General features: G+C 66.0%; 31 protein-coding genes. 17 read left to right on the top strand and 14 right to left on the bottom strand.

The genetic code is table 11. The features are described 5' to 3' along the window. Positions 1-215: 215 nt before the first annotated feature. On the bottom strand, positions 216-758 hold the full coding sequence (locus DMP03_RS08805; RefSeq protein WP_152120322.1) for a CDP-2,3-bis-(O-geranylgeranyl)-sn-glycerol synthase: 543 nt from the start codon (positions 756-758) through the stop codon (positions 216-218). Positions 759-852: 94 nt separating this feature from the next. On the opposite strand from DMP03_RS08805, the gene DMP03_RS08800 reads away from it, so the two are divergent. Beyond that, positions 853-1,683: a proline dehydrogenase family protein gene (locus tag DMP03_RS08800; RefSeq protein WP_152120321.1), complete on the top strand. Its 831-nt coding sequence runs from the start codon at positions 853-855 to the stop codon at positions 1,681-1,683. On the opposite strand, the gene DMP03_RS08795 is transcribed toward DMP03_RS08800, so the two are convergent. After that, complete coding sequence (locus DMP03_RS08795) at positions 1,680-2,285, bottom strand: DUF502 domain-containing protein (RefSeq protein WP_152120320.1); 606 nt, start codon at positions 2,283-2,285, stop codon at positions 1,680-1,682. The two genes, DMP03_RS08800 and DMP03_RS08795, sit on opposite strands and share 4 nt — an antisense overlap. A gap of 84 nt (positions 2,286-2,369) precedes the next feature. Between DMP03_RS08795 and DMP03_RS08790 the strand changes: the two genes are divergently transcribed. After that, entirely contained in the window at positions 2,370-3,707 is a 1,338-nt protein-coding gene (locus tag DMP03_RS08790) for a glutamate-1-semialdehyde 2,1-aminomutase (RefSeq protein WP_152120319.1), read from the top strand. Between the two features lie 205 nt (positions 3,708-3,912). Here the strand turns inward: DMP03_RS08790 and DMP03_RS08785 are convergent, their stop codons facing one another. Beyond that, entirely contained in the window at positions 3,913-4,170 is a 258-nt protein-coding gene (locus DMP03_RS08785; RefSeq protein WP_152120318.1) for a glutathione S-transferase N-terminal domain-containing protein, read from the bottom strand. Positions 4,171-4,345: 175 nt separating this feature from the next. Between DMP03_RS08785 and hemC the strand changes: the two genes are divergently transcribed. The 4 genes from hemC to DMP03_RS08765 are packed head-to-tail and all read left to right on the top strand — an operon-like array spanning position 4,346 to position 8,108. Further along, positions 4,346-5,395, top strand: coding sequence for a hydroxymethylbilane synthase (hemC, locus tag DMP03_RS08780; protein ID WP_152120317.1), 1,050 nt, complete (start codon positions 4,346-4,348; stop codon positions 5,393-5,395). Beyond that, positions 5,388-6,140 (top strand): uroporphyrinogen-III C-methyltransferase, encoded by a 753-nt coding sequence (gene cobA / locus DMP03_RS08775; protein WP_152120316.1) that lies wholly within the window; start codon positions 5,388-5,390, stop codon positions 6,138-6,140. Before hemC ends, cobA begins: the two co-directional genes overlap by 8 nt. Positions 6,141-6,155: 15 nt before the next feature. Then, complete coding sequence (locus tag DMP03_RS08770) at positions 6,156-6,881, top strand: uroporphyrinogen-III synthase (RefSeq protein WP_152120315.1); 726 nt, start codon at positions 6,156-6,158, stop codon at positions 6,879-6,881. A 48-nt stretch (positions 6,882-6,929) separates the two neighbouring features. After that, positions 6,930-8,108 carry an MFS transporter gene (locus DMP03_RS08765; protein ID WP_152120314.1) on the top strand — a complete coding sequence of 393 codons (1,179 nt, stop codon included), beginning with the start codon at positions 6,930-6,932 and terminating at the stop codon, positions 8,106-8,108. Here DMP03_RS08765 and DMP03_RS08760 read toward each other — a convergent pair. Continuing rightward, positions 8,088-8,786, bottom strand: coding sequence for a DUF5828 family protein (locus tag DMP03_RS08760; protein ID WP_152120313.1), 699 nt, complete (start codon positions 8,784-8,786; stop codon positions 8,088-8,090). The two genes, DMP03_RS08765 and DMP03_RS08760, sit on opposite strands and share 21 nt — an antisense overlap. A gap of 38 nt (positions 8,787-8,824) precedes the next feature. Further along, positions 8,825-8,986, bottom strand: a complete 162-nt coding sequence (locus tag DMP03_RS08755; protein ID WP_225870800.1) for a hypothetical protein — start codon at positions 8,984-8,986, stop codon at positions 8,825-8,827. Positions 8,987-9,097: 111 nt separating this feature from the next. Here DMP03_RS08755 and DMP03_RS08750 point away from each other — a divergent pair, with 111 nt between their 5' ends. Together DMP03_RS08750 and DMP03_RS08745 are read left to right on the top strand one after the other, a co-directional pair. After that, positions 9,098-9,472, top strand: coding sequence for a cupin domain-containing protein (locus DMP03_RS08750; RefSeq protein WP_152120311.1), 375 nt, complete (start codon positions 9,098-9,100; stop codon positions 9,470-9,472). After that, positions 9,469-10,056 (top strand): hypothetical protein, encoded by a 588-nt coding sequence (locus DMP03_RS08745; protein ID WP_152120310.1) that lies wholly within the window; start codon positions 9,469-9,471, stop codon positions 10,054-10,056. Before DMP03_RS08750 ends, DMP03_RS08745 begins: the two co-directional genes overlap by 4 nt. A 12-nt stretch (positions 10,057-10,068) precedes the next feature. Here the strand turns inward: DMP03_RS08745 and DMP03_RS08740 are convergent, their stop codons facing one another. The 3 genes from DMP03_RS08740 to DMP03_RS08730 all read right to left on the bottom strand — a co-directional run bounded on the left by DMP03_RS08740 (position 10,069) and on the right by DMP03_RS08730 (position 13,301). Next, entirely contained in the window at positions 10,069-11,925 is a 1,857-nt protein-coding gene (locus DMP03_RS08740) for a carbon starvation CstA family protein (protein ID WP_152120309.1), read from the bottom strand. 129 nt (positions 11,926-12,054) lie between these two features. Next, complete coding sequence (locus tag DMP03_RS08735; RefSeq protein ID WP_152120308.1) at positions 12,055-13,005, bottom strand: ArsA family ATPase; 951 nt, start codon at positions 13,003-13,005, stop codon at positions 12,055-12,057. After that, positions 13,005-13,301, bottom strand: a complete 297-nt coding sequence (locus DMP03_RS08730; RefSeq protein WP_152120307.1) for a hypothetical protein — start codon at positions 13,299-13,301, stop codon at positions 13,005-13,007. The genes DMP03_RS08735 and DMP03_RS08730 overlap by 1 nt, the downstream gene beginning before the upstream one ends. A gap of 75 nt (positions 13,302-13,376) precedes the next feature. Here DMP03_RS08730 and DMP03_RS08725 point away from each other — a divergent pair, with 75 nt between their 5' ends. Continuing rightward, entirely contained in the window at positions 13,377-14,531 is a 1,155-nt protein-coding gene (locus DMP03_RS08725; protein ID WP_152120306.1) for a CobW family GTP-binding protein, read from the top strand. On the opposite strand, the gene DMP03_RS08720 is transcribed toward DMP03_RS08725, so the two are convergent. Continuing rightward, on the bottom strand, positions 14,528-14,752 hold the full coding sequence (locus DMP03_RS08720; protein ID WP_152120305.1) for a hypothetical protein: 225 nt from the start codon (positions 14,750-14,752) through the stop codon (positions 14,528-14,530). The two genes, DMP03_RS08725 and DMP03_RS08720, sit on opposite strands and share 4 nt — an antisense overlap. A gap of 39 nt (positions 14,753-14,791) precedes the next feature. Next, positions 14,792-15,187, bottom strand: coding sequence for an SRPBCC family protein (locus DMP03_RS08715; RefSeq protein WP_152120304.1), 396 nt, complete (start codon positions 15,185-15,187; stop codon positions 14,792-14,794). A gap of 78 nt (positions 15,188-15,265) precedes the next feature. On the opposite strand from DMP03_RS08715, the gene DMP03_RS08710 reads away from it, so the two are divergent. The 3 genes from DMP03_RS08710 to DMP03_RS08700 are packed head-to-tail and all read left to right on the top strand — an operon-like array spanning position 15,266 to position 16,475. Next, a complete protein-coding gene (locus DMP03_RS08710) occupies positions 15,266-15,448 on the top strand; it encodes a hypothetical protein (protein WP_152120303.1) in 183 nt (60 codons plus the stop codon). Positions 15,449-15,488: 40 nt separating this feature from the next. Beyond that, entirely contained in the window at positions 15,489-16,163 is a 675-nt protein-coding gene (gene upp, locus DMP03_RS08705) for a uracil phosphoribosyltransferase (protein WP_152120302.1), read from the top strand. Between the two features lie 39 nt (positions 16,164-16,202). Next, positions 16,203-16,475, top strand: a complete 273-nt coding sequence (locus tag DMP03_RS08700) for a DUF7536 family protein (protein WP_172967113.1) — start codon at positions 16,203-16,205, stop codon at positions 16,473-16,475. On the opposite strand, the gene DMP03_RS08695 is transcribed toward DMP03_RS08700, so the two are convergent. Then, on the bottom strand, positions 16,476-17,684 hold the full coding sequence (locus DMP03_RS08695) for a potassium channel family protein (protein ID WP_152120301.1): 1,209 nt from the start codon (positions 17,682-17,684) through the stop codon (positions 16,476-16,478). It abuts the gene before it with no gap. Between the two features lie 99 nt (positions 17,685-17,783). On the opposite strand from DMP03_RS08695, the gene citZ reads away from it, so the two are divergent. Further along, positions 17,784-18,935 carry a citrate synthase gene (citZ, locus tag DMP03_RS08690; RefSeq protein WP_152120300.1) on the top strand — a complete coding sequence of 384 codons (1,152 nt, stop codon included), beginning with the start codon at positions 17,784-17,786 and terminating at the stop codon, positions 18,933-18,935. Here citZ and DMP03_RS08685 read toward each other — a convergent pair. Next, positions 18,932-20,302, bottom strand: a complete 1,371-nt coding sequence (locus tag DMP03_RS08685; protein WP_152120299.1) for an MATE family efflux transporter — start codon at positions 20,300-20,302, stop codon at positions 18,932-18,934. The two genes, citZ and DMP03_RS08685, sit on opposite strands and share 4 nt — an antisense overlap. Positions 20,303-20,450: 148 nt before the next feature. After that, positions 20,451-21,038, bottom strand: coding sequence for a conditioned medium-induced protein 4 (locus tag DMP03_RS08680; RefSeq protein ID WP_152120298.1), 588 nt, complete (start codon positions 21,036-21,038; stop codon positions 20,451-20,453). 90 nt (positions 21,039-21,128) lie between these two features. Between DMP03_RS08680 and DMP03_RS08675 the strand changes: the two genes are divergently transcribed. The 4 genes from DMP03_RS08675 to DMP03_RS08660 all read left to right on the top strand — a co-directional run bounded on the left by DMP03_RS08675 (position 21,129) and on the right by DMP03_RS08660 (position 25,410). Next, positions 21,129-21,710, top strand: a complete 582-nt coding sequence (locus DMP03_RS08675) for a biotin transporter BioY (RefSeq protein ID WP_152120297.1) — start codon at positions 21,129-21,131, stop codon at positions 21,708-21,710. Further along, entirely contained in the window at positions 21,707-22,405 is a 699-nt protein-coding gene (locus tag DMP03_RS08670; RefSeq protein WP_152120296.1) for an energy-coupling factor ABC transporter ATP-binding protein, read from the top strand. Before DMP03_RS08675 ends, DMP03_RS08670 begins: the two co-directional genes overlap by 4 nt. Further along, positions 22,402-23,109, top strand: coding sequence for an energy-coupling factor transporter transmembrane component T family protein (locus DMP03_RS08665; protein WP_152120295.1), 708 nt, complete (start codon positions 22,402-22,404; stop codon positions 23,107-23,109). The genes DMP03_RS08670 and DMP03_RS08665 overlap by 4 nt, the downstream gene beginning before the upstream one ends. Before the next feature lie 72 nt (positions 23,110-23,181). Continuing rightward, a complete protein-coding gene (locus DMP03_RS08660; protein WP_152120294.1) occupies positions 23,182-25,410 on the top strand; it encodes a (Fe-S)-binding protein in 2,229 nt (742 codons plus the stop codon). Here the strand turns inward: DMP03_RS08660 and DMP03_RS08655 are convergent. After that, positions 25,407-25,814, bottom strand: a complete 408-nt coding sequence (locus DMP03_RS08655; RefSeq protein ID WP_152120293.1) for a hypothetical protein — start codon at positions 25,812-25,814, stop codon at positions 25,407-25,409. The two genes, DMP03_RS08660 and DMP03_RS08655, sit on opposite strands and share 4 nt — an antisense overlap. Positions 25,815-25,863: the final 49 nt, after the last annotated feature.

The raw sequence follows: 25,863 nt of genomic DNA, 5'->3' as shown, positions 1-25,863 counted from the left end.
CCGCGCCGGAGGCGCGGCTGCGGTTTTTTGATGTCCTCGTGAGCGAAGCGAACGAGGTCTGCGGAAATCTCTGATTTCCGCGATGCGAGAAACGCACCGCGTTTCTCAGCAGCAGGCGAGACGCTCCGCGTCTCGCGGTGCAGATTTTTGCTGTGAGTGGCTCCCACAGCGCGCCTCCGGCGCGCGAGGAAGCCCGAACAGCAAAAAGGTGCGCGTTAATATGGCTCGTTTTTCAGCCCCAACAGATACGCGATTCCGTTCGTTGTCAGGTGGAGCACGGGCGTCACAACGACGATAGCGAGGACGACCGGGAGCGAGAACACGTCACTCGCCCACGCGGGGGCGAGCAGGAAGGCGAGCAACAGCGAGGTGGCGACGAAGTCCAGTTGGTCGAGTCCCGGGAACGACGCCCCGCGGGCGCGCCCGCTCCGGCGCTTGACGAGCGACGCGAGGATGTCACCGAGCATCGCGCCGAAGGCGAGACCAACAGCGGCGAGCAGCGGAAACGTTGGGAGGTCGAAGCCAACGAGGCCGGCGACGGCGGCGTCGACGGCGTTCAAGCCGAAAGCGACGACGACACCAGCGATGGTGCCGGCGGCGGTGCCGCGCCACGTCTTCCCGTCACCGAGGATGCGCTTGCCGTCGTACGTGCGGCCGCCGTCGATGGGGGGACCGCCCCCGAACAGGACGGCCGCGTTGTTCGGGATGTACGCGGGCAGCATCGTCCAGAGGGCGACGGCGACGGTCTCGGCGAGCATACAGGCGGGTCGGCGGGGAGCGATAAAAGTCGCCGTGGTCCGCCGGTGACCATGGGAGGGATACTGGCTTAACTGGGGGTGTCGTATGTAACGTATGCTTCCGCCCATCGCAGACCGGTTCGTCGCGGGCGAGGATATCTCGACCGCGCTGGACCACACGCGTGCGCTCAACGACGACGGCGTCGGCGCGATACTGAATCTCCTCGGTGAACACTACGACGCCTCCGAGAATGCCACACAGGACACCGAGACGTACATCCGACTCGTCGAGGAGATCGCGGCAGCAGGTCTCGATGCGCGCATCTCTGTAAAGCCGAGTCAGGTCGGACTCGACATCAGCGACGAGACCTTCGCCGACAACCTCGCGCGCATCGTCGACGCCGCCGCCGAGGCCGGCGTCTTCGTCTGGGTCGACATGGAAGACCACACGACCATCGACGCGACGCTCGACGCCGTCATTGACTGTGCCGGAGACCACCCCGACATGGGGCTGTGCGTCCAGGCGAACATGAAGCGGACGCGCGATGATCTCCGACGGCTCGTCGAGACGCCGGTGACCGTCCGGCTCGTGAAGGGGGCCTACGACCCGCCGAAGCGACTCGCCTACACGGACAAAGCCGACGTGAACCGCGCCTACCGCGAGGACCTCGCGTACCTGTTCGAACACGCAGACCACGTCGCCGTCGGGAGCCACGACCCCGAGATGATAGAGCGGGCGAAGGAGCTCCACGACGCGTACGGCACCAGCTTCGAGATTCAGATGCTGATGGGCGTCCGCGAGGACGAACAGCGGGACATCGCGAGTGCGGGACACGAGAGCTACCAGTACGTGCCCTTCGGCGACAAATGGCTGTCGTACTTCTACCGTCGCGTGCGCGAGCGCAAGGAGAACGCGCTGTTTGCGGTGCGGGCGCTCCTCTCTTAATCGCGCAGCATCTCATCGGGAATATCCGGTTCGTTCTCACCGAAGCCAGCGGACAACACGCGGGTGAGCGCATCCTCGACGCTCTCGTCGGTCTCGTCGTACTCGTGGGGTTCGACCTCGATGACGAAGCCGGTGGTGATGTTTGGCGACGTGGGCAAAAAGAGCACGTCGCGACCGTCTTCGGTCGTTTTTCCGGTCTTGAACGCAGTCATCCGGAGCCCGTCCCACACTTCGAGTTTGACGGGAGACTGGAGGTCGCCAGTGCCGGAAAAGGCGGTTTCGGCGGCCATCTTCGAGGCGTTGTAGACGATACGGAGCCCGGGAATCGCGTTGAACACGTCATCGAGCACGCGCTCGATGATGTCACCGACCGTCGTTCGCATCAGGTAGCCGACCGCGAGCACGAACAGGAGAAAGAAGGCCAGCGCCAGGGGGACGTACGCCTCGGCGGGGATGGTCTCGTAGTTGTCGAGGATGCCGGTTCGCGTGATGATATCGAACAGGAAGTCGTACAAGTACGTGATGACGAACACGGTCGCGAGCACCGGCACGAGGACCACGAGACCGCTGGCGAAGTCTCGTTTCCACGACGAGGGGAGCATCTATCTCCACGTTAGGTGCGCGTGTAATCAGCGTGTCGGAGGCGACGAGAAACTACTAACAGCCGCCCGGCCGAACCTGCGTGTATGTACGACGAGTCACGCGACATCTACGACCGGGCGCTATCGGTGTTGCCCGGCGGCGTCAACTCCGCGGTCCGCGCCGCCCCACAGCCGTACCCCGTCTTCGCCCAGAAGGGCGACGGCGGCCACGTCATCGACGCCGACGGCAACCGATACATCGACTGGATTCAGGGACTCGGTCCACTGCTGTACGGCCACGACCTCCCCGACCCGGTGACTGCCGCCGTCCAGCGTCGCGTCTCCGAGGGGCCGGTGTTCGGGATGCCGACCGAGCTCGAAGTCGAGCACGCGGAGTTCGTCACCCGTCACGTCCCGTCCGTCGAGATGCTCCGCTTCGTCAACAGCGGCACCGAAGCGACCGTCTCGGCCGTCCGGCTCGCGCGCGCGGTCACGGAGCGCAACAAAATCGTCATTATGCAGGGCGGCTACCACGGCGCACAAGAGTCCACGCTCGTCGAAGGCGGTCCGGAGCACCCGAAACCCTCTACGCACGGCATTCCCCAGTCGTTCGCACAGGAGACGATTCCCGTCCCGTTCAACGACACCGAGACTGCAAAGCAGGTGTTCGAGGAACACGGCGACGAGATCGCCGGCGTCCTCGTCGAGCCGATTCAGGCCAACTCCGGCATCGCCTATCCCGAAAACGGGTATCACGAGACCCTCGCGCAGCTGTGTGAGGACGCGGGCGCACTCCTCATCTGGGACGAGGTCATCACCGGCTTCCGCATTGGGGGACTCGGCTGTGCCCAGTCGGAGTTCGGTATCGACCCCGACATCACGACGTTCGGGAAGATTATCGGCGGCGGCTTCCCGGTCGGCGCAATCGGCGGAAAGACGGAGTACATCGAGCAGTTCACCCCGTCGGGCGAGGTGTTCCAGGCTGGAACCTTCTCCGGGCATCCGGCGGCGATGGCCGCCGGCCTGGAGGGACTGAAGTACGCCGCCGAGAACGACGTGTACGAGCACATCGACGACCTCGGTCGCCGGCTACGAGAGGGGTTGACCGAAATTCTGACAGAGCGCGCCCCCGAGTACACCGTCGTCGGGACCGGCTCAATCTTCAAAGTCGCCTTTACCCGTGCCGACGCCCCGCCACAGAGCGACTGCTGTGTGAACGGCTGTCGACAGGACCCCGAGTGTGCCCGGTTCAGCGCGTGTCCGAAACGCGGCACCGACGCACAGCAGATGGAGACGGACCGCTACGCCCGCCTGTTCCGCCCGGCGATGCGCGACGAGGGCGTCCTCGTCTCACAGAACCAGTTCGAGGCGAACTTCGTCTCCTACGCCCACACCGAGGAGGACGTCGAGCGGACGCTCGACGCATACCGCGACTGTCTCTGAGGGAAGCACCGACCGGCGGAGGGTCGACCCGAGACCACAACTCAGACGTGGCTCGTGAGCGGACGTTCCCGTCAAAGAAAGCGAAGTTGGGAGACGGCCAGTTCAGGCGACTGCCGCCTCACGAGTCCCGCTCGCATTCGTCCGGAGGACTACTCCGTGTTAATTCTTGGGGCCACCGGAGTGGAGGTCTCGGCGACGTGTCGGCTCAGGCGCTGGCGTTCGCGCCGTACGTCTCCTCCAGATATGCGACGATGTCGTCGCTCTCCGGCATCCCCTCGACATCGTGTTCGGGGTCGACGAGTACGGGCACGCCGGTCTGGCCGCTAACCCCCTTCACCTCGGTGCGCTCGTCGTGCGAGCGCGGAACCATGTGTGACTCGTACTCCAAGTCGAGTGCGTCCAGTTTGTCGATTACCTTCGCACAGTACGGACAGCCTTCTAGTTCGTACAGTTCAAGTGTCATACAGTCGAGTAGGTGCTACAACGTAAAAAGCACTCCCGTGGCGGCGACCCCGACCGCCGATACGTCACTGCACCACACCTGTCAGCGTGGGAGTGTCGCGGATTTTGGTATCGCGACATGAGATTTATCCTCCGAGAGCCGAAGGGGGTTTGAGCGTCGGCCACCCACTCGGGGTATGGACATACGGCTCGCCACTCGCGGCTCCGAGTTGGCGGTACGACAGGCGGGGACGGTGAAAGACCGGCTCTCGAACCGACGGCGGTCGGTCGAGTTGGTCGAGGTGGAGACCAAAGGAGACCAGATTCAGGACGAACTGCTCCACCGACTCGGCAAGACGGGCGCGTTCGTGCGCACACTCGACGAACAGGTGCTCGCAGGCGAACTCGACGCGGCCGTCCACTCGATGAAGGACATGCCGACGGAGTTCCCGGAGAACCTCGTCGTCGGGGCCGTCCTCGAACGGGGACCGGCGGGCGACGTGCTCGTCACGCCCGACGGGGCGAGCTTCGATGAACTGCCCGACGGGGCGACGATTGGAACCGGAAGCCTGCGACGAACCGCACAGCTGAACGCACAGCGGGACGACGTGAACGTGGAGCCGATTCGCGGCAACGTCGACACGCGCATCGAGAAGCTGCTTGCACCCTCGCTCCAGCGTGAACACGAGCGCCGGGTCGAGAAAGTCGAGAACGGCGAGCTGGGTCAGGGCGCGGTCGACGAGTGGTTCGAAGACCGCTCGCCGATCGAACAGCGGGCGCTCGAACGCGACGTGGACACCGAGTACGACGCGCTGGTGATGGCGGAGGCGGGACTCGAACGCTCCGGGCTGCTCCACCACGTCGCCTTCGGGCGGTTCGACCCCGAGAGGTTCGTCCCCGCGGCTGGACAGGGCGCGATTGCCGTGACCGCCCCCGACGGCGAGATGGCCGAACTGCTCACCGGTATCGACCACCCCCGGACGCGGGTAGAGACGACCGTCGAGCGGACGATTCTGGCCGAGCTAAACGGCGGCTGTATCGCGCCAATCGGCGTCTACGCCGTCGTTCGCGGTCAGTACGTCCACACGGTGGCGCGGGTGCTCTCGGTCGACGGCGAGGAGTCGATACAGACGAGCCGTGACATCCCCATCGCGACCCACGGCCGCGGGGCCGTTCGGCTGGCGGAGGAACTCATCGACCGCGGCGCAGACGAACTGGTGGAGACGGCCCGCGAGAACCATGAGTAAGGTGTATCTCGTCGGGAGCGGTCCCGGCGACCCGGAACTGCTCACTCGGAAGGCGTACCGGCTGATTCAGGAGGCAGACGTAGTATTGCACGACAAGCTTCCGGGCCCGTCACTCGAACTCGTCGACGAGGAGCGCGCCGAAGACGTCGGGAAGCGCGCCGGCGGGGAACGCACCTCCCAGCAGTACACGAACGAGCGGCTGGTCGAACTCGCGAAGGAGGGGAAAACCGTCGTCCGGCTGAAGGGCGGTGACCCCTTCGTCTTCGGCAGAGGCGGAGAGGAGATGGAGTACCTCGCCGACCACGGCGTCGAGTTCGAGGTCGTGCCGGGCGTGACTGCGGGCGTTGCCGGTCCCGGCGTCGCCGGAATCCCGGTCACGCACCGCGACCACACCTCCAGTGTCTCCTTCGTCACGGGCCACGAGGACCCGACGAAGGAGGAGTCGGCGGTCGACTGGCCGGCGCTGGCGGCGACCGGCGGCACCATCGTCGTCTACATGGGCGTCGGCAAACTCCCCGACTACACTGCGGTGTTGCGGGAGGCGGGGATGGACTCCGAGACGCCCGTCGCGCTCGTCGAGGAGGGTACCTGGCCCGACCAGCGGGTCGTGGTAGGGACGCTCGACACCATCGTCGGCGTGCGCGACGAGGCGGGAATCGAACCCCCCGCGGTGACCGTCATCGGTCCCGTGGCGGCGACACGCGAGAAAGTCCGGGCGTTTCTCGACAGCCCGTACGAGCGATAAATCACATACTACGATATGAAACCAAAGGTTGCGGTGTTCCGGCCGGCAGGAGAGCGAATCGAGACGGCGAGTGCGCTGTTGGGAGAGCTTGGCGTCGAGCCGGTCGCGGACCCGATGTTGACGACGGAGCCGACGGGTGCGGTCGCGCGCACGGACGCCGACTACACGATCGTCACCTCCACGACGGGCGTCGGCATCCTCTCTGACCACGACTGGCAGGCCGAGACGACGCTGTGTGCAATCGGCTCGACCACCGCCGACGCCTTGCGCGAAGCCGGCTACGCGGTCGATGTCGTCCCGGAGGAGTTCTCCTCGGCCGGGTTGGTCGAGCAGTTGGCCGACGAGGTGGACGGCAAGCGGGTCGAAATCGCGCGCTCCGACCACGGCAGCGAGGTGTTGCCCGACGGGCTGACCGACGCCGGAGGGTACGTCCACGAAACGACGCTGTACCGGCTGACCCGACCCGAGGAGAGCGGTCGTTCCGCGCGGTTGGCCGCCGACGGCGACCTCGCTGGCGTCGCCTTCACCTCGCCGCTCACGGTGGAGTTCTTCCTCGATGCGGCCGCCGAAACCGCGAGCCACGAGACCGTCCGTGCGGCCCTCGGTGAGGCGGTCGTCGGCTGTATCGGCGAGCCGACCCGCGAGGCCGCCCGCGAGGCCGGCTTCGACGTGGACGTGGTGCCGGCGACGGCGAGTTTCGAGGCGCTCGCACGCGACGTGGTGGACGCAGTCGAGGAGTAGCCTGCCGCCGTCGCTTGATTTTAACCCCGCCGTCGTGAATCAGCCGTAGTGACAACTCGGAGTTGGCGAACCGTCGCCGTCGTCGCCGGCTGGCAGGCGGCCGTCTCGCTGTGTTACTACGCACTCTTTTCCGCGACCACCTACTTCCGCGGCGAGTTCGGGCTTTCGCGCACCCTCATCGGCGTGTTGACCGCGGTGGCGACGCTCGGCTACACGCTGAATCTCTTCCCCAGCGGCGCGGCCGTCGACGGGTTCGGCGAGCGCCGCGTCATGCTGGTCGCGGTCGGCGTGCTGGCGGTCTCGGTCGCGCTCATCGGACTCGCGCCCACGCCGCTCGTGTTGTTCGCCGCCGCCTTCCTCTTGGGCGTCTCGTATGCGCCTGGAATGCCCGCCTCGAACCGGGCGATTCTATCGAGTGCGCCGTCCGGGAAGGAAAGTTCGGCGATGGGTCTCAAGCAGGTCGGCGTGACCGCCGGGTCGGGTGCAGCGTCACTGCTCGTCGCCGGGGTAGCCGCCGTCGCGACGTGGCGATGGGGCTTCGGTGTGATTGCCGTGCTCGCCGGAGGGTACGCGCTCGTCTTCGCCGTCGGCTATGAGGGAACCAGCGGGAGCGGCGAGTGGACGCTCCCCGACGTGCAGTCGTTCGGACAGAATCGCGCGTACGTGCTCGTCGTCCTCGCCGGCCTGTTCGTCGGCGCGACCATCTTCACGACCGTCGGCTACACCCTCCTGTACGCCGACGAGCTGCTCGGTCTCTCGCCGGTCGCGGCCGGCATCGTCCTCGCGGCGGTGCAGGCGGCCGGCAGTGCGGGACGGCTCGGTGCCGGTTCGCTGGCCGACCGACTGGGCGGCGGAGCACGGGCTGCAGCGACGGTCACCGGCGGACAGGCGGTCGTCGCGACGGGCGCGTTCACGCTTCTCGGAGTCGGTGCAGTGCCACAGTCGGTCGCGCTGGCGGCGCTGTTGGTGCTTGGCGTCTCCATCCTCGGCTCGACGGGCGTCTACTATTCCTGTCTCACCGCGCTCGTTCCCCGAAACGAAGTCGGTGCAGCGAGCGCCGGTGGCCAGACAGCCATCAACGTCGGCGGTCTGCTCTTCCCGCCGGCGTTCGGCTATCTCGCCGACACCGCCGGCTACGCCGCGGGATGGCTGTTGCTCGCTGGCTGTGCCGGGCTGTTAGTAATCGTGTTGGCGGCGGTCAGACGCTCAGTTGGTCGTGGGGTGTGACTGTCCCTGAGTGACGCCCTCGTCGCCGGTGTCCTGTTCTTCGGGCGTCTCGACGCCCTCGGCGGCCTCCGCGGTCTCGGTCACCTTCTCCGTGTCGACGTGCCAGCGGTCGACCGACTGCTCGTAGTCGGCCAGCTTGTTCGAGACGCGGATCTTCAGGTCGTCATCGTTGATGTTGATTTCGAGCGCGTAGTCGGCTGTGTCGTGTCGCATGACGTTCGCACTCACGAGGTCGTTGTCGAAGTAGTAGGGCGCAATCTGAGTCATGACGTTCTTGTACACCGCCCCCTCCACCTTGCGCAGCGCCTTCCGACCGGCCGAATCGGCCGCCCGCGCGAGGTGACCGACCGACTCGCGCCACCGGTCGAGCGCGTCGTCCGGCTCGTCGAGCCGCTCGTAGGAGTCAGCGAGCTTGTCGCCGGCGGCTTTCACGTCCTCATCAGGTTCGACCCCCTCGCGCTCGCCGGCCCCCTCCCCGACGCTCGCCTGTTTTGCCGTCTTCTCGTTGACGTCCTCGTCGAGCCGTTCGTGCTGTTTCGGTCGCCACTCGTTCCACTCGTTGAGTGCGTCGTTCTCGTCGTCGAGTAACTCCCGCAGGGCACGCGTCACGCGCTCGCCGTGTTCGACGATATCGCCCCACGAGCCGCGCTGCTTGAAGCCGGCGACACTCTCCTCCATTATCAGTGTTACAGGGTCCGGAAAAATAACCTTTCGCGCTACCGACCGTAGGTGACGCGGGTCGCCCACGCGTCGAGTCGGTTCTTGACGCCTTCGAGCCACGCCGCCGGCGACACCCGCCGGGCCGCCTGCTCGTCCACCTCGATACCACCCTCGTACGGGTCGGTCGGGTCATCGAGCAGGTCACTCGTCGTGCTCATCGCGCACCGACCACACGATTCCACCTTCTTACCACCCATACCGATGGGATTCGCCTCCAGTTAGTTAGGTCTTGTCGTGGGTGTTTTGACCATGCACGACACAGCGAGCGTATGGGATACCACCACGTCGCCGTCGACGATATCGACCCCGAACCCGACCGGCCGTCCACACAGCGCTCAGTGAGCGGGGCCACCGGACTCGAACGGCTGGCGGCACACGTGTACGAGGTCGAACCCGGCGAGGAAATTCCCCTCGCGTACCACTACCACGACGAGCAGGAGGAGGTGTTCTACGTCGTCGAGGGACGGCTCCACGTCGAAACGTCCGAGGGTGAGTTCGCCGTCCCCGCCGGCGACGCGTTCGTCTGTGAGCCGGAAAGCCCGCAGTTCGCCTTCGTCCCCGAGGACGGTGAGGCGACGACCGCCTTCGTCGTCGGTGCTCCCGCCGTCGACGACGTTCACCCGCACGACCCCGACGAGTCATGAGCGAGGGGCCAGAGCGTCCGACGTTCGACGACGAGTATCTCGACGACGTTGCCAATCGGCTCGTCTACAACTACGACCTCGAGCGCGGTGAGCGGGCGGGCGGTCAGCGGTTCGAGCTGTACGGCCGGCTCCGCATCCAGAGCCGCAAGCAGTTCCTCCACGAGTCGATTAACTACGCCAACCAGAACGTCAACGAACACCTGTTTGCGACCCGGCGCGAGTCAGTGTCGATGGACGACATCGAGTCGGCAATCGAGTTGGGCCACGAGCTCGCGGAGACGGGCGACTGGATTACGGTCGACGAGACACACCGGAGCACAGACTTCACCTTCGTGTTCGTCGTACCAGAGGTGTCCGAGTCGGTCCGGGAGTTCGTCCACCAGTACCGCGACCGGACGCTGTTGCGGTACGGCTACAACGGTCACTACGAGGTGAATCTGGTCGTCGTCGCCCCCGAGGTCGAGTCGTACGTCGCGAGCGAGGAGGCAGACGTGTGGCGGGCGTTCGCACCGTGGGCGGACTCGGACCCAGACCCGGAGCCGCGGCTCATCGAGCGGATTCGCGGGCTGTTAAAACGAGAGTAACGGCGCGAGTCGTCAGTCGTCGGCAGGCGCGCCGGTGTAGCTGTCGCGGACTCGGCTAATGTTCTTGTACCCCATGTAGGCGAGCGAAGCCGCCAGTCCAGCGAGCACCAACGAGAGGACGCTCTGGAGCCCGTACGAGATGACGTCGAAGATCGTCGTCGCGTTCTCCCCGGTTGCTCCGAGGTTCTGGATCGCGTCCAGCGTCGCCAGTGGGTTCCGGTACAGTCCGAGGGTGAGCAGCGCCGTCATCGTGACGCCGATCATCAGCACCATCGGGAGACCGGTCGAGAGGAGCTGTTTGGAGTCGTCCCAGTTGGCGAGCCACAGCGTCGCGGCCAGAAGCGCCAGCGCGGCGAGCGTCTGGTTCGCCGCGCCAAACAGCGGCCACAGGCTCTCCCACGCGCCCGAGCCGACGAGCAGGTACGCGGGAAGACAAAGCAGCACGCCGGAGGTGACGTACCGGTTCACCGCCAGTTCCTGCGTTCGCGTCTCTGGCACTTCGACGATCTCTTCCATCATGTAACGGCCCAGTCGGACGGCAGTGTCAGTCGAGGTCAGCAGGAAGCTGACGAAGACCAGTCCGATGAACGCCGAGCCGGCCGCGACCGGCAGACCGAACATCGACAGCATTGCCGCACCACCGGCCGGGAAGTTGGCGAGCGCGCCGGCCGCGCCGGACGGGAAGTTAGTGAAGCCGATGACGGCGAAGGCACCGACCGCGGTCGTCGCGAGCAGACCCTCGCCCAACATCGCACCGTAGCCGATGTCGCGAGCGTCCGACTCATTGTCCAGCTGTTTCGCGGTCGTCCCCGAGGAGACGAGCGCGTGGAACCCGGAGATGGTTCCGCAGGCGATGGTGACGAACAGGAACGGGAAAATCGGCCCGAGCGAGCTCGTCAGACCACGGAACGCGGGGTAGCTGGTTTCGAGTGAGGTAATCGTCTGTGTGTTACCGAGCACCGAAACGTCGACCGACGTGAAACCGAGGATGGGTGCGAGAATCGCACCGAGCAGCATCCCCCCGACACCGGTGTAGAGGAGACTCGACGTGAGGAAGTCACGCGGCTGGAGCAGCACCCACACCGGGAGCACGCTCGCGACGAAGCCGTAGAGGACGATGACCGGCACCCACGCTGCGACGTTGACACCACTGCCCGCGAGCGGGAGCCAGTCCCACGCCGAGGCCTGTCCGAGCAGGACGATGGTGTCCGCGGCGGTCGACTCCGTGCCGACGAGCGCAATCGGGTACTGCAGTCCCACCCACACTCCACCGAACACCATCGCGACGAACGCGACGGCTCCGGGCAGGAACGGAAGATTCAGCTGGTACAAGTAGACGCCGAACACGATGGCGAGCGCGAGGTAAATGAAGCTCGCGGTCGCCGCCGACGGGAACGCGTTGAACACGACAGCGACCACGAACGCGAACACCGCGATGACGAGGATGATGGTCAGGAACGCGAACCACAGGAGCATATCCTTCCCGCGGTCGCCGACGTACTCCCCGATGATGGAGCCAATCGACTTGCCGTCGTGGCGCACACTCGATGACAGCGACATGAAGTCGTGTGCGGCCCCGAGCAGTGGGTTCCCGATGGCAATCCAGAGAATAGCGGGCAGCCAGCCGAAGGCTGCACCCGCCGTAATCGGACCGACGATAGGTGCACCACCGGCGATACTGGAGTAGTGGTGACCCAACAGAACTGGTTTCTTCGAGGGGACGTACTCCTGTCCGTCCTCGTATTTGTGCGCTGGCGTCTCCTGTTCGTCGTCGAGTTCGACGAACTGGGCGAGATATCTGGAGTAGCCGAGATATCCCACCGAGAACGTTATCAGACTGGCAACGACCAGTACGGCAATTTGTACCATGGGCTACCGTATATCATGGAAATGTACTACATAAACCTTCGGCTTTGAGATACAATACCAGACACATCGAAAATCGCACGACGGTAGCCGCTTGTAGGGGGAGATACATATTCCAGACGAACAGAAAGCCTATACGCTCTGCTTGAACTCGAGTTCGCTCGCGACCTCCTCGAGAAACGACCCCTTCACCTCGGAGACGCGGGTCTCGATTTCGGCGATGATCGGCGGTTCGAACCCACGGAGTTCGGCGAGTCGCTCCTGTTCGGTCTCGATGCGCTGTCTGAGGAACCGCGCGCCCCGGCCGGTCTCGTCATCGTCGGGCGCGGGCGTGAGTCGGTTCACGATGATGCCCTCGACGGGGAGGTCGCGCTCGCGGAGACTCTCGATGGCCCGCTCGCTTTCACGCACTGAGAGGGCGTCGGGGTTCGCGACGAGGACGAAGGAGGCGTCTTCACGCAGGGTCTCGCGGGCGAACTCGAACCGCTCTTTCCGGTCGCGCAGGCGGGCGAGAATCGGGTCACCCAGACTGGTGCGGCGCGGCTCTCGACCCCCGATTGCGGCCTTCTCGTAGAGGTCGATACTCGCCTCCCGCTTCTCGACGAGGCGGTCGATCCAACTGCCGAGATACTCCGGCAGCGAGAGGAGCCGGAGGGTGCCGCCGGTCGGCGAAGTGTCGAAGACGACGCGGTCGTGGTCAACGTCGCGCATGAGTTCGATGAAGCGGTCGAACAGCGCCGACTCGTGTGCGCCGGGGGTCTGGTGGGCGAGTTCGATCTGGCGGTCGATCTCGTTGACGATGCCGGCGCTGACCTGGTCGCCGAGGGCGCGTTTCGTCTCCATCAGGTGGTCGGTCACCTCCTGTTCGGGGTCGATTTCGATGGCGTCGAGCGAGTCGTAGCCGTCGACGGGGGTCGGCTCGTCGCCAAAGGACTGGTCGAACACGTCGGCCGTCGAGTGAGCCGGGTCGGTGGAGACGATGAGCACGTCTTCGCCCGCGCGAGCGCGCTTGTGTGCGAAGGCGGCCGACATCGATGTCTTACCGACGCCGCCTTTCCCGCCGAAGAATGTGAACCGTGCCATCAGAAGTGGTACTGTTGGCCCTTGCGTTCGAGCACCGACTCGCGGTCCCACATCCGGCGTTCCCACTGGGCGAACTCCTCGGCGAGATACGGGAGCAGCTCGGCCGTGTAGTAGGAGACGGGACTCGGGATGCCGAAGGCGTCGGGAAAACACGCGAGCAGGAAGGCGTCCTCCTGGTCTTCGGCCTCCTGCTCGATGAGTTCGTACGCCGGATGTGACACCATCCCGTGGTAGAGTCCGCGGGCCCACTCTTCGAGCCACTCGCGGAACTGCCTGATGCGCGTCTCGATATCCATGTCACAACGACTCGCGTACGGCGACTTAACGCTGACCCGCGCCGCCGCTAAGTAGCCCCGTGTCGAACGCCACCCATGGACGGGATACCGGTGACGATACTCAGCGGTGCGTTGGGCGCAGGCAAGACGACAACGCTGAATCACCTGCTCGAAAACGCCGGCGGGAGAAAAATCGCCGTCCTCGTCAACGACATGGGCGAGGTGAACGTCGACGCGCAGTTGGTCGAGAATCGAGAAGACGGGGTGGCGGAGCTATCGAACGGCTGTATCTGCTGTGATTTGCGCGACGACCTTGAGGTCGAGGTGAGCCGGCTGGCGCGCGAACGCGAGTTCGAGGCGCTCGTCGTTGAGTCGTCAGGCATCTCCGAGCCGGCACCCGTCGCCCGGCTGTTCACCACCGGCGCGGCGTCGGCTCCGTACGACCTCGACACGCTCGCGACAGTGGTCAACGCCGAGACGTTCCGCGAGACCCTCGACTCCGAGGAGACGGCGTCAGTCGAGGACGTGCGCCGTACCCGGACCGGACAGGCCGACCGGAGGACCGAGCGCCGGCCACTCTCGGATTTGCTCGTCGGACAGGTGGAATGTGCGAACGTCATCCTCCTCAACAAGTGCGACCTCGTGGACGAACAGACTCTCGGTGAGACGGAGACGCTACTCGAATCGCTGAACCCCAAAGCACACATCGTCCGAACGACGGAGGGGGCCGTCGACCCCGGCGAGATACTCGACACCGGGCAGTTCGACCTCGAGACGACGAGCGAGACGGCGGCGTGGCAGCGGGCGGCCGACCACGCCGACCACGACCACTCACCCCAGTCGGAGTACGGCATCGACTCCTTCGTGATTCGGGCCGAGCGACCCGTCGACGGAGACGCGTTCGAGGAGTTCGTCGGCTCGCTCCCGGAGTCGGTCGTCCGGTCGAAAGGACAGGTGTGGATCGCCGGCAACGACGAGGCCCGCCACCAGTTCAGTCAGGCCGGGCCGTCGGCGCGACTCGCCCCCGGCGAGCAGTGGGTGGCCGCGATGTCGGAGACGAGACAGGAGATGCAACGCCGGATGCACCCGGACCTCGCGTGGGGCGAGCACGGCGACCGCCGGACCGAACTCGTCGTTATCGGGCGCGAGATGGACGAAACACGGATACGGGAGTCGTTCGAGAGGTGTCTCGTCGACGCCGGCGGCGAGTACGAAAATCGGTTCCCGGTGGACGCGGCGTACGACTTCTAACAGGCACACCCCGTCGTCGTGGCGCTCCGCTCGAACTCCATGGCGTCGCCACACGACGGACACTCGGGCGTCTCCTCGCCCTCCTGGTCCAGGTCGCGGATGCGCTCGCTGCAGTCGTAACACCAGTAGGAGCCGTCGGAGACTTCCTCGCTCGACTCTCCACGGTTAGGCGATTGGGTGGACGCCTTGAGGACCTCCTTGGCCGTGCTCGACAGTCCCATACCGTGTGTGAGACACACAGCCACATACTCTGGTGCGGCTCAGAGGTCGCGCGTGAGACTCGCGATAGCGCGCTGTAACTCGCCCTTGCGCTTCCACGCGGCGACCCTGTCAACGATACCGGGGCCGCCGGTAGCGACGGTCGACTCGAGCGTGAGCGTCGTTCCCTCGTCGTCCGACTCATAAGAGAGCGTGGTCGAAAGCTGGGCGAGCGGGCCGCGCACCTGCTCGTAGCTGAGCCGGCACTCGCCCGACTCGAAGACGAAGGTGAGTTCGAGTCCGGCGCGGCCGGCCGTGACGACCGTCTGGCCGTCGCGTTCGGTCGTCTCGCGGACGGCGAAGCTCCCCTCGGCGTCGATGAGTCGGGCTGGCGTGAGCAGCCGTTCGACCTCCTCGGGGGTAGCGGGGACGAACCGGCTGACGGAAACCTCGCACATAGCCGGCGTACGCTGGGGGAGTTCATGAGTGTGGCGTCGGGCGAGGGAGCTAAGTGAATCGGTCCAGAGTGACAACCAATGGCCAGCGATGGGGACATCCGCGTGTTGCTCGTGCTTGACGTACTCCTGTCTGCCGTGTTCAGCTACGTCGTCCTGTGGGGGTTGGAGTTCGCAGACATCGCACAGCTGACGACCCGGAACTTCGTCGCCGCGACCGCCGTCATCACCGTGGTGACGTATCTGGTCGTGCTGCGACAGTAGAACGGAGAAATTTATCCGCACGCGCGTTGGTCCTTCGTGTATGCCAATCGAGGACCGCGACGACGCCTACGTCGTCGGCCACGCGCTCGCGAAACACACGCTCTCGCGGCTCCGCTCCGTCGAGACCGAACAGGTCGGATTCCGCAAGGGACTCGTGAAGCTGGGTCGCATCTGCGGCTACGAGATCATCGACGGTGCGATGGAAACGGAGTTCGTCTCCATCACCACGCCGCTTGCCGAGACGACCGGGGAGCGCGTGAAGGGACTCGACGACGTGGTCATCATCAACGTGCTACGCGCCGCGACCCCGTTCGTCGAGGGGCTGTTGAAGGCGTTCCCGCGCGCGAAGCAGGGCGTCATCTCGGCGGGACGCGACGAGGAGGCAGGCATGGACGAGGACGGCGAATTCCCCATCACTGTCGACTACGTGAAGCTGCCGGACATCTCGGAAGACGACACGGTCATCATCGCCGACCCGATGCTCGCGACCGGCTCCACGATGGTGACGGTGTTGGACCACGTGCTCGAAGACGCGAATCCCGAGCGCACGCTCGTGCTCTCTGCGGTCGCCGCCCCGCCGGGGCTCGTCCGCGTCAACGAGGCGTTCCCGGAGACAGACCTGCTGACCGTCTCCATCGACGAGCGGCTCGACGAGGACGGCTTCATCGTTCCCGGGCTGGGCGACGCGGGCGACCGCGCCTTCCGCACGACCTGACGGCAAAACGGCTTTGCCGGCGACACACCTACGCGTGGTGTGAGCGAGACAGACCAGCCGGAGGCCCCGGACCGCCCGGGCGTCGCGCGGTTCATCACCGCCCTCCACGTCCGTCGGAACGCAGCCATCGGCTTCGCTATCAGCATCCTCGTCGCCGCCATCTTCACCCACGGCACCATCGTCGGAGCCGACGGCCCGCGCCCCGACGCGGCGTATCTCGCCCTCGGCTTCGTGCTCGCGGTCGGACTCGGTCTCTTGCTTGCGGCCATCTTCACGCTCGGCTCGGCGATTCGACTCGCGCGCGCGGAGTAGCTATTCGGTCAGTTCGACCATCCGTGCTGCGCCGGTCCGGGTCCCCTTCGCGATGAGCACGTCCCCGGCGTCGAGTTTCGTCTCCGGGCCGGGAGAGACGACCCAGCCGGTCTGTTTGCCGGTCGGTGCACGCGACTCGTCGCCGCGACGGACGGCGATGACGCGCATCCCGGTCTCGGTCTTGACGGCTACGTCACCGAGGGTTCGGCCCGCGAGGGGACTTCCCTCGCCGACCGCGTAGCGGGCGATGATTTCGTCGGATTCGAGCACGGCCTCGCGGATGACGAGGTGGCTGTCCAACCCCCGGAGCACGCCCTCGCTGATTTCGAGTGCGGCGTCGGAGATGACCTCCGTCGCTGCCGCGAGCTGCACCAGTCCGCGCAGGGAGACGGGGTCGTCCACCTCGGCGGCGGCCCGGAGCGTCCACGCCTCGAACCGCGACTGGAGGGCGTCCACCTCGGCTTCCAGGTTGAGCACCTCCTCGGCGAGTCCGTCGTCGTCGAATAACACGGCGCCGTACGCCAAATCGACGGCGAGTTCAGACACGTCTTTCATCAGGACGACCGAGTCCATCGCGCGTTCGAGGTCGGCAGACGACTCGGTCGGCTGTTCGGGCGGTTCGTACTGCTCGCCGGAGAGCTTCTCGTAGACGCCCGTGACGCCGAGTTCAGGCCCGCGGAGCAGAGCGACGTCGCCACCTTGGAGGACGGTCTCGGCGTCGGGGTCGGTGAGCCAGTCACCCGCTCGCCGGACGGCGATGACGCGGACCCCCGTCTCGGTCTCCAGATTCGACGCGCCGAGCGACTGGCCGGCGAGCAGGGAATCCGGGCTGATTTCCGCGCGCACGAGCGTCTCCACCGACTCGGGGAGGGCGGCCCGCATCGCCTCGGGCAGCCCCACGTCTTCGAGGACGACCTTCGCGATGTCGCCGGCGGCGTCGGACACCTTCTCGGCCGCGCCGACGATACCGAGGACGGGCGCGAGCGCCTCCACGTCGTCCGGACTGCGCGCGGCCATCAACAGGCTCATCCGGGCGCGGAGCTGGAGCACGTCCATCCGGGATTCGAGTTCGAGCACCTCCTCGGCGACGGCGTCCGACCGCAGGAGGACGGCTGAGTACGAGAGGTCGATGAGCAGTTCGGCGGTGTCTTTCATCTCGGCCAGTAGCTCCTTCACGCTGACCGGTTCGTACTCGACTTCCCGTGGCATACCTCGCCTTCGCCGGGAGGTGATAAAAGCGTCCGTGCCAGATTATCATGGATGTGCCTGAACGACAATCCTTTTTGTAGCGCCCTTGGAATCCGAGGTATGTCAGACGAACTCAGGAAAGGGCTCGAAGGTGTGCTCGTCGCAGAGTCGGAACTCAGCTTCATCGACGGGGACGCTGGAAAGCTGGTCTACTGCGGCTACGCCATCGAAGATCTCGCGACCGAAGCGAGCTTCGAGGAGGTGCTGTATCTGCTCTGGAACGGTGAGCTACCGACCAAGTCCGAACTCACAGCCTTCGCGGACTCCATCGCCGAGGAGCGCGGCGTTGAGGACGCTGTACTCGAAACCGCAAAAGCACTCGCAGCGGCCGACGAGGAGCCGATGGCCGCGCTCCGGACGCTCGTCTCGTATCTCTCCGCGGAGGACGACGAGGCCGACGTGCCGGCCGCAGACCAGGCCGCCTCGCGCCGGAAGGGTCGCCGGCTGACCGCGAAGATTCCGACCGTGTTGGCGGCGTTCGACCGCTACCGACGCGGTGAGGAGCCGGTCGACCCCGACCCCGAACTGGGGTACGCCGCGAACTTCCTCTACATGCTCACCGGCGAGGAGCCGGACGAGGTGGCAGAGGAGACGTTCGACCAGGCGCTCACGCTCCACGCCGACCACGGGCTGAACGCCTCCACGTTCACGTCAATGGTCATCGGCTCCACGATGGCCGACATGTACTCGGCCGTGACCGGCGGCGTCGGCGCGCTTTCGGGTCCGCTCCACGGCGGCGCGAACCAGGACGTGATGGAGATGCTCCTCGACATCGACGAGGACGGTGCCGACCCGGTCGAGTACGTCGAACGGAAAGGCGAGCAAGAAGACTGGCGCGTCCCCGGCATGGGCCACCGCGTTTACGGCGTGAAGGACCCGCGTGCGGTCATCTTAGAGAAGAAGTCCGAGGAGCTGAACGCGACAGCCGAGGGGACCAACTGGTATGAACTGGCCGACGCCATCGAACAGCACTTCGAGGAGCAGGGGCTCGTCTCGAAGGGCATCGCGCCGAACGTCGACTTCTACTCGGGGACCGTCTACTACCAGCTCGGAATCCCGGTCGACATGTTCACGCCGATCTTCGCGATGGCACGAACCGGCGGCTGGGTCGGCCACACGCTGGAGTATCAGGCAGAAAACCGTCTCATCCGGCCACGCGCTCGCTACACCGGCGAGAAAAATCGCGGGTTCGTCCCGCTCGAAGAGCGCTAGGCGCTTTCGGCACGTTCGGACATCATTTTCGCGGCACGCGGTGCCCACGCGGTTCGCTCGAAGCCCCACCAGACGACGAGTGCCATCCACAGATACGACAGCCCCATCCCGACGTAGACGCCGACGGGACCGTAGCCGAGCGTGAGCGCGAGCAGCCACGAGAGGCCGACGAACAGGCCAAACCGAGCAGTCGTCCGGGCGAGAAGCGGGATGCGCGTCTCGCTGGCTCCCTGTAGTCCACCCGACAGCGCCGAGAAGGCCGCAAGTGCCACGCCGGCGAGCCCGTAGACGCGGGCGAAGGCGACGCCGTACTCGACGACGGCGGGGTCACTCGTGAAGACGCCGACCGCGACCGGGGCCGCGAGCGCCAAGGCGAGTCCCAACAGGCCGACGAGGACGACGCTGAGACCGGCGACCGCCCGGCCGTCGAAGTGGGCGCGGTCGGCGTTACTCTCTCCGAGCGCCTGTCCGACGAGGACCGACGCTGCGACGTTGAAACTCCGCGAAATCGGCGCGGTCACCTGCTGGTAGAGTCGGCGTGCAATCTGGAAGCCGGCGGTGACCGAGTCGCCCGCCGGAAACGAGAGGAGCAAGGCGTTGAACGGGAACTGCGCGGCTTCCGAGATGAGTCCCTCGAGTGTTCGGGGAACGGACACCTGCAACAGCTGTTTCGTGATGGTGAGACTCCGCGGGCGGACGAACGCTGGCGCGGTGCGGTCGGACGCGAGCGCGCCGAGAAACAGGGTCGCGGCGGTGACGTTGGCGGTCGCGGTCGCGTAGCCAACGCCGGCCACTCGGAGTTCGGGGGCACCGAGCAGGCCGAGCCCGAGCACGACGGAGCCGGCGATGTTAGTGAGGTTCGCGAAGACGTTGACGTACATCGGCGTACGGGTGTCACCGGTTCCCTGGAGCGAGCGCGCGGCGACCAGCGTGACGAGCCGCGCGGGGGCGGTGACGAGGACGATTCCCAGGTACGTCGCGCCGAGGCGAACCGCCTCGGCGCTCGGGTCGAACAGCCGGATGGCGGGCTCTGCAAACAGGAGCGCGCCAACGGCAAACGGCAGACCGACGAGGAAGCCGATGAGCAGCGCCTGCGTGATGGCCTCGTCGCGGCTGGCAGTCTCGCCAGCGCCGGTGTCCTGTGAGGAGAGAGCGATTGCGCCGCCGCCGAGTCCGAGACCAATGCGGAGCGGAAACCGCGCGTAGAGGTCACCGAGCGTGACGGCGACGACGGCTGCCGGCGAGAACAGCGCCGTGACGAGCACGTCGGTCGTCCGCATCGCCGTCCGGACGACGGTCTCGGCCGCGATGGGCGCAGACAGCGAGAGCGTCCGCTTCCAGACGCTCCGCAGTCGAGACCACTCCATACCGAGTCGACGGTACCGCCGGCGTTGAGTCTATCGACCGCGGAAGTGGGCGAACAGACGGTCCACCGGTCGGTAGCAGGTGGACCGTACAACCGCCGTGGCCCGCCACCGCAACGTTCAGACGATGGGGCCGGTGGTGCGCGATCGGTTAAAAAGAGACGTTCGTCTCCATCCCGTCGGTGGCGTCGTCGAGTCCGTCCTCGACCGCCTCCTGTGTCATCGCCTCCGAGAGGTCGGCGTCGGGAATCGCGTCGGTGAACGCGGAGTAAAACCGCTTGGAGACGCGTCGAGACTCGGCTTCGGCGTCAAGGACGCGCCGGTACCGACGCACCGTCGAGTCGGAGACGCCGAGTTCGGCGGCCGCCTCGGCGGTCGAAGCGTCGGCGAGGGCGCGCAGGGAATCGAGGTCGAAGGGCGCGTCGCGGTCGCGGTCGCGAATCAGGTGTAAATCGAGCCGCGCACGCGCGACCGTGTCGCGTGCCACCCCGAGGTCGTCGGCGATGTCGCTGTCCGTGCGGCCATCGAAGTAGCCGCGGACGATCGCCTCGAGCGCGTCGGTGTCGAGGTCGGTCGCGAACTCGTACTTCTCCCGCATCTGTCCGATGACCGCGGCGATGCGGTCGGCGTTGTCACCGCCGGTGAGCGAGCCCCTGTCTGCCTCCTGTGACTCCGTGACGGTCCCCTCGTCGGAGACCTCCATGAAGATGTCACGGAGCGCTTCGGTTTGCTCGTCCATTCGCCAGATGTACGTGCAGCAGCGACTTATCATTGCGGGCCGGGTTCGTAAACCACTACACAAAAGTAAGTTTACGAGAATCGTGTGGCAATGAGCACGGAGACACAGCAGGTAGAACTCATCGGCGATGAGGTCGTCGGGAATCTGGTCCGGGCGGCGCTGTTGGCCGCGCTGACGGGCGCGTTCGCGTACGTCACCTTCCCGAATCCGGCCTCGCCGACCAGCGTCACACTACAGGTACTGGGCGTCTTCATGTCGGGACTGCTGTTGGGACCGGTGTGGGGCGGCGTCTCGATGACGCTGTATCTCGCGGCCGGTGCGGTCGGCGTCCCGGTGTTTGAGGGAGCCGCGGCCGGCTTCGGCCCCCTCGTCGGCACGACGGCGGGCTTCCTCTGGTCGTACCCGCTCGCGGCAATCGCAATCGGCGCAATCGCGTACGGTGGAATCGAGACCGACGCCGACCTCGACGCGCCGCTGTGGCAGTTAATCGCCGCGCTGGTCGCGGGGACGGTTATCATCTACGCGCTCGGCGCTGCCGGCCTGGTCGTGCTCGGGAACCTGAGCGTCGAGGCCGCGGTCGTCGGTGGCACCCTGACCTTCCTGCCCGCGGAGGCGGTGAAGGCCACCGTCGCGGTCGGTATCGTCCGCGCGGACGAGCTGTCGGCGACGTGATCCGCGTCGAGGGGCTGGTCCACCGATACGGCGAGACGCCGGCCGTTGACGGCGTCGACCTGACGCTCCCGGACGGTGAGTACGTCGTGCTGGCGGGACCCAACGGCTCCGGAAAGACGACGCTCGTCAGGCATCTGAACGCGCTGCTCTCGCCCGACGAGGGACGCGTCCTCGTCAACGGAACCGAAGCGACCGAGGACCCAGTGGCCGCCCGCACCGCCGTCGGGATGACATTTCAGGACCCGCGAGACGGCTTCGTCGCGGCCACCGTCGGTGCCGACGTGGCCTTCGGCCCGGAGAATCTCGGGCTCGCACACGGGGAAATCGACCGCCGGGTGGGCCAGGCGCTCGACGCAGTGAACATGCGGGGCCGAGAGGATGAGCGCGTGGACGCGCTGTCGGGCGGTGAGCAGATGCGCGTCGCCATCGCCGGCGCGCTCGCGATGGAGCCGGACCACCTGATACTGGATGAGCCGTTCGCCGGACTCGACTGGCCCGCCCGTCGCGAGGCGTTCGACCGCCTGCGCGCGCTCGCACGCGAGGACGCGGGCGTTCTCGTCGTCACCCACGACCTGCGCGACCACGTCGACGCGGCCGACCGCGTACTCGTGCTCGCGGACGGGTCGATCGCTGTCGACGCCCCGCCGGAACAGGCCCGCAACCGCCTCGCCGAGTTCGACGTACGCCCGCCGTGAGCGTCCGGTATGAACCGGGCGCGACACTCGTCCACCGGCTCGACCCGCGGGCGAAGCTGGCGGCACAGGTGGGCATCGCCGTCGCCGCGCTCGCCCACACCACCCCGCGCGGGCTGGTCGCGCTCACGCTGCTGGCGGGCGTGATTCTCGCGCTCGCGCGCACTTCGCCGACGGCCGCGCTCGCCGAGTTCGCGCTCGTCCTCCCGTTTCTCGTCGGCGGACCGCTCATCGAAGGCGTGACGATTTCGCCGGTCGGCTTCTCGATAGAGCAGGCGATTCCACCAGCACTCGCCGCCTACCGGACCGTCCTGCTCTTGCTCGTCGCAGCAGTGTACGTTCGGACGACGCCCATCCGAGAGTCGCGGGCCGCCATCCAGCGGACGGTTCCCGGAAAGCCGGGGCAGCTGCTCGGCGTGGGCGTCGGCTTCGTCTTCCGGTTTCTACCGCTCTTGCGCCGTGACATCGCCCGACTCCGGGACGGGTCGGCCGCCCGGTTGGGGACCGAACGGTCGATTCGCGAGCGGATGCGACTGGTCGCGGTCGGCGGGTTGAACCGCGCCTTCCAGCGGGCCGAGAGGTTCGAACTCGCCGTGCAGGCGCGGTGTTTGGCGTGGAATCCGACGCTGCCACGGCTCCGGTTCGCGCGCCGAGACGCACCCGTGCTCGCGCTCGCGGCGGGATTGCTTGCGGTGACTGTCATCTGACCGAAACGGACGGAGACGACGGCGTCTGCGGCTGTGAGAAGATTTAAGCGACCAGTCGCCTGTGTCACGACCATGTTAGAGAGTCCGCTGCTCCAGTCGGGTGAACAGGTCACCCGAGAGACGTTCTGGGGCATCTCACACGTCGGTGAAGCCGTCTTCTACTATCTGGCGGCGGTGACAATCATCGTCTTCCTCTACGGTGTGTACCAGCGCTTTGCTCGGTACACCCGTGGCTCGGAAGATTGGTTCGACCGTCTCGACGACTTGCCGGGCCGAATCACGTCGGCCGCTAAGACCGTCGCGTCCAACGAAAAGCAGTTCAACCGCGACCTCGTGGGCGGGGTGATGCACGCGTTCATCTTCTGGGGATTTATGACGCTGCTCATCGGGACCACCATCATCGCCATCGACATCGACATTTTCCGGAACCTCACCGCGATCATCACGGGGGAGCGTCAGTCCTTCTTCGTCGGTGACTTCTATCTCTCATACTCGCTCGTGATGGACGCGATGGGGCTGCTGTTCGTCGCCGGCGTCTCCATCGCACTGTGGCGGCGTTACGTCTCCCGGACGGACCGGCTCCACGGGAAACACACCTCCCGCGAGGACGACTTCCTCGTCTGGTCGCTGTTCTTCCTCGGCGTCGGCGGCTACGTGCAGGAGGGGCTTCGACTGCTCGGAACGGCCTCCGTCGAGGCCGGTTCGCTCGCGATCACCTCCTACGAAGAGGTCTCTTTCGTCGGCCACTTCGTCGCCGACGTGATGTTCGTCGGCGGGATGACGCCGGGGATGGCGGAGGCGGCCTACCCGATTATGTGGTGGTCACACGCGATTCTCGCGTTCGTCTTCGTCGCCTCCATCCCGTTCATGAAGCCGTTCCACATGATTTCGAGCTTCGCCAACATCGTCGTCAAAGACGAGAAGGCGGGCAAACGGCTTCCGGGCGTGCCGGCGGCGCTCGACGCCGACTCGGGCGCGGAGTCCGTCGACTCCTTCTCGTGGAAGGAGATGCTCGACCAGGACGCCTGTACTAAGTGTGGCCGCTGTTCGTCCGTCTGCCCGGCGAAGGCATCCGGTCGCGACTTGGACCCGCGTGACGTGATTCTCGACCTGAAGCAGTACCGCGAGTCCGTCGACGCCGGCGGCGAGACGACCGACATCATCGCCGACGGCGGCCAGGTCATCGCCAGCGAATCGATGGAGTCGTGCATGTCCTGTATGGCCTGCATGGACGCGTGCCCGGTCGAAATCGAGCACCTCAAGCACTTCACCAAGCTGAATCGCCAGCTCACCGACCAGGGTGACATCCAGCCGAGCCTCCAGGAAGTGTTCCAGAACGTGATGCAGAAGGGCAACACCTTCGGCAACAGCCAGCGCACCCGCGGCGACTGGACCGAGGACGTGGACGTGGAGGTTCCCGACGCCCGCGAGCAGGAGGTCGACTACCTCTGGTACGTCGGCGACTACCCCAGCTACGACGACCGCAACAAGAAAATCGCCCACTCGCTCGCCCGCATCTTCGACGCTGCGGACGTGAGCTTCGGGATTCTGTTCGACGACGAGAAGTACGACGGCAACGACATCCGCCGGGTCGGCGAGGAGTTCCTCTACGTCGAGCTGGCGGGCCACCACGTCGAGACGTTCGACGAGTGTGAGTTCGACACGCTCGTCACCACCGACCCCCACTCGTACAACACGTTCAAAAACGAGTATCCGGAGGTCGACTTCGAGGAGTTCGCCGACGACCCGATGATGCCCTTCGACGTGGAAGAGCCGTGGAACCCCGACGGCGACATCGACGTGTACCACTGGACGCAGGTGGTCGAGGAACTCATCGAGGAGAACGCGCTCGGGCTCGACGGGACGGAACTTGACTACACCGTCACCTACCACGATCCGTGTCACCTCGGCCGGTACAACGACGAGTACGAGGCTCCCCGCTCGCTCATCCGCGCGACGGGCGTCGACCTCCACGAGATGCCCCGCAACCGCGACAACTCATACTGCTGTGGCGGTGGCGGCGGCGGCTTGTGGATCGAACAGGAAGAAGAGGAGAAGCCGAGCGAAGAGCGGCTCCGCGAGGCGCTCGAAGACACCGACGCCGGCAGCGCCGTCGAGAAGTTTGTCGTCGCCTGTCCGATGTGCATGACGATGTACGAGGACGGCCGCAAGACCGGCGACTTCGAGGACGACATCGAAATTGTCGACATCGCCGAACTCGTCGTCGAGGCAATCGACGCGGGCGGCGTCTCCGCGAGCGCGACCGACGCCGGCACCCCGAGCGCACCGGCCGACGACTAACGCCGGTACCGAATCGTCCGCGTCCCCTCGAATCGGGGGCCTTCGCCCGCTTCTTCGAAGCCTTTCGACTTCACGACCTCGCGTAGCTCGTCGTCCACGGCTAGTAGCAGTTCGACGGACATCTCTTCTTGACGAGCGAACTCGAGTGGCGCGTCCAGCAGCCGACGACAGGCTTCGGCGGTCCCCTGTATCTGGGTGACGTGGACCGTCTCGCGGCGCGCGTCATACGCGACGAAGCCGCGGACCGGTTCGTCCTCTCCGGCTTCATCTTGGTCTGCTGTGTGGTCGGCGACCGCCACCTGAACGGTCCGGTCGTGGACGAGGTTCCGAGTCACGTCCGTCGGGCGGCCCGTCAGCTCTGCCATCCAATCGGCGTCGCGTTCCACGGCGTCACGCAGGTGCATACCGTCGTTTCGAGGCCGAGCCACTTGAGACGTGAGACCGAAACCGGTT

This window comes from Halosegnis rubeus (assembly GCF_009184545.1).
Classification (GTDB): Archaea; Halobacteriota; Halobacteria; order Halobacteriales; family Haloarculaceae; genus Halosegnis; species Halosegnis rubeus.
Note: the sequence above shows the minus strand (reverse complement) of the source record. Positions and strands in the feature narration are given on the sequence as shown.

Excerpts from the sequence above, each read along its gene's own strand:
- DMP03_RS08800 (WP_152120321.1), top strand. The coding sequence starts at position 853 with ATGCTTCCGCCCATCGCAGACCGGTTCGTCGCGGGCGAGGATATCTCG.
- cobA (WP_152120316.1), top strand. The coding sequence starts at position 5,388 with ATGAGTAAGGTGTATCTCGTCGGGAGCGGTCCCGGCGACCCGGAACTG.
- hemC (WP_152120317.1), top strand. The coding sequence starts at position 4,346 with ATGGACATACGGCTCGCCACTCGCGGCTCCGAGTTGGCGGTACGACAG.
- DMP03_RS08750 (WP_152120311.1), top strand. The coding sequence starts at position 9,098 with ATGGGATACCACCACGTCGCCGTCGACGATATCGACCCCGAACCCGAC.
- DMP03_RS08655 (WP_152120293.1), bottom strand. The coding sequence starts at position 25,814 with ATGCACCTGCGTGACGCCGTGGAACGCGACGCCGATTGGATGGCAGAG.
- DMP03_RS08770 (WP_152120315.1), top strand. The coding sequence starts at position 6,156 with ATGAAACCAAAGGTTGCGGTGTTCCGGCCGGCAGGAGAGCGAATCGAG.
- upp (WP_152120302.1), top strand. The coding sequence starts at position 15,489 with ATGCCAATCGAGGACCGCGACGACGCCTACGTCGTCGGCCACGCGCTC.
- DMP03_RS08710 (WP_152120303.1), top strand. The coding sequence starts at position 15,266 with ATGGCCAGCGATGGGGACATCCGCGTGTTGCTCGTGCTTGACGTACTC.
- DMP03_RS08785 (WP_152120318.1), bottom strand. The coding sequence starts at position 4,170 with ATGACACTTGAACTGTACGAACTAGAAGGCTGTCCGTACTGTGCGAAG.
- DMP03_RS08740 (WP_152120309.1), bottom strand. The coding sequence starts at position 11,925 with ATGGTACAAATTGCCGTACTGGTCGTTGCCAGTCTGATAACGTTCTCG.
- DMP03_RS08790 (WP_152120319.1), top strand. The coding sequence starts at position 2,370 with ATGTACGACGAGTCACGCGACATCTACGACCGGGCGCTATCGGTGTTG.
- DMP03_RS08685 (WP_152120299.1), bottom strand. The coding sequence starts at position 20,302 with ATGGAGTGGTCTCGACTGCGGAGCGTCTGGAAGCGGACGCTCTCGCTG.
- DMP03_RS08760 (WP_152120313.1), bottom strand. The coding sequence starts at position 8,786 with ATGGAGGAGAGTGTCGCCGGCTTCAAGCAGCGCGGCTCGTGGGGCGAT.
- DMP03_RS08725 (WP_152120306.1), top strand. The coding sequence starts at position 13,377 with ATGGACGGGATACCGGTGACGATACTCAGCGGTGCGTTGGGCGCAGGC.
- DMP03_RS08745 (WP_152120310.1), top strand. The coding sequence starts at position 9,469 with ATGAGCGAGGGGCCAGAGCGTCCGACGTTCGACGACGAGTATCTCGAC.
- DMP03_RS08680 (WP_152120298.1), bottom strand. The coding sequence starts at position 21,038 with ATGGACGAGCAAACCGAAGCGCTCCGTGACATCTTCATGGAGGTCTCC.
- DMP03_RS08730 (WP_152120307.1), bottom strand. The coding sequence starts at position 13,301 with ATGGATATCGAGACGCGCATCAGGCAGTTCCGCGAGTGGCTCGAAGAG.
- DMP03_RS08720 (WP_152120305.1), bottom strand. The coding sequence starts at position 14,752 with ATGGGACTGTCGAGCACGGCCAAGGAGGTCCTCAAGGCGTCCACCCAA.
- DMP03_RS08795 (WP_152120320.1), bottom strand. The coding sequence starts at position 2,285 with ATGCTCCCCTCGTCGTGGAAACGAGACTTCGCCAGCGGTCTCGTGGTC.
- citZ (WP_152120300.1), top strand. The coding sequence starts at position 17,784 with ATGTCAGACGAACTCAGGAAAGGGCTCGAAGGTGTGCTCGTCGCAGAG.
- DMP03_RS08695 (WP_152120301.1), bottom strand. The coding sequence starts at position 17,684 with ATGCCACGGGAAGTCGAGTACGAACCGGTCAGCGTGAAGGAGCTACTG.
- DMP03_RS08675 (WP_152120297.1), top strand. The coding sequence starts at position 21,129 with ATGAGCACGGAGACACAGCAGGTAGAACTCATCGGCGATGAGGTCGTC.
- DMP03_RS08735 (WP_152120308.1), bottom strand. The coding sequence starts at position 13,005 with ATGGCACGGTTCACATTCTTCGGCGGGAAAGGCGGCGTCGGTAAGACA.
- DMP03_RS08805 (WP_152120322.1), bottom strand. The coding sequence starts at position 758 with ATGCTCGCCGAGACCGTCGCCGTCGCCCTCTGGACGATGCTGCCCGCG.
- DMP03_RS08660 (WP_152120294.1), top strand. The coding sequence starts at position 23,182 with ATGTTAGAGAGTCCGCTGCTCCAGTCGGGTGAACAGGTCACCCGAGAG.
- DMP03_RS08715 (WP_152120304.1), bottom strand. The coding sequence starts at position 15,187 with ATGTGCGAGGTTTCCGTCAGCCGGTTCGTCCCCGCTACCCCCGAGGAG.
- DMP03_RS08755 (WP_225870800.1), bottom strand. The coding sequence starts at position 8,986 with ATGAGCACGACGAGTGACCTGCTCGATGACCCGACCGACCCGTACGAG.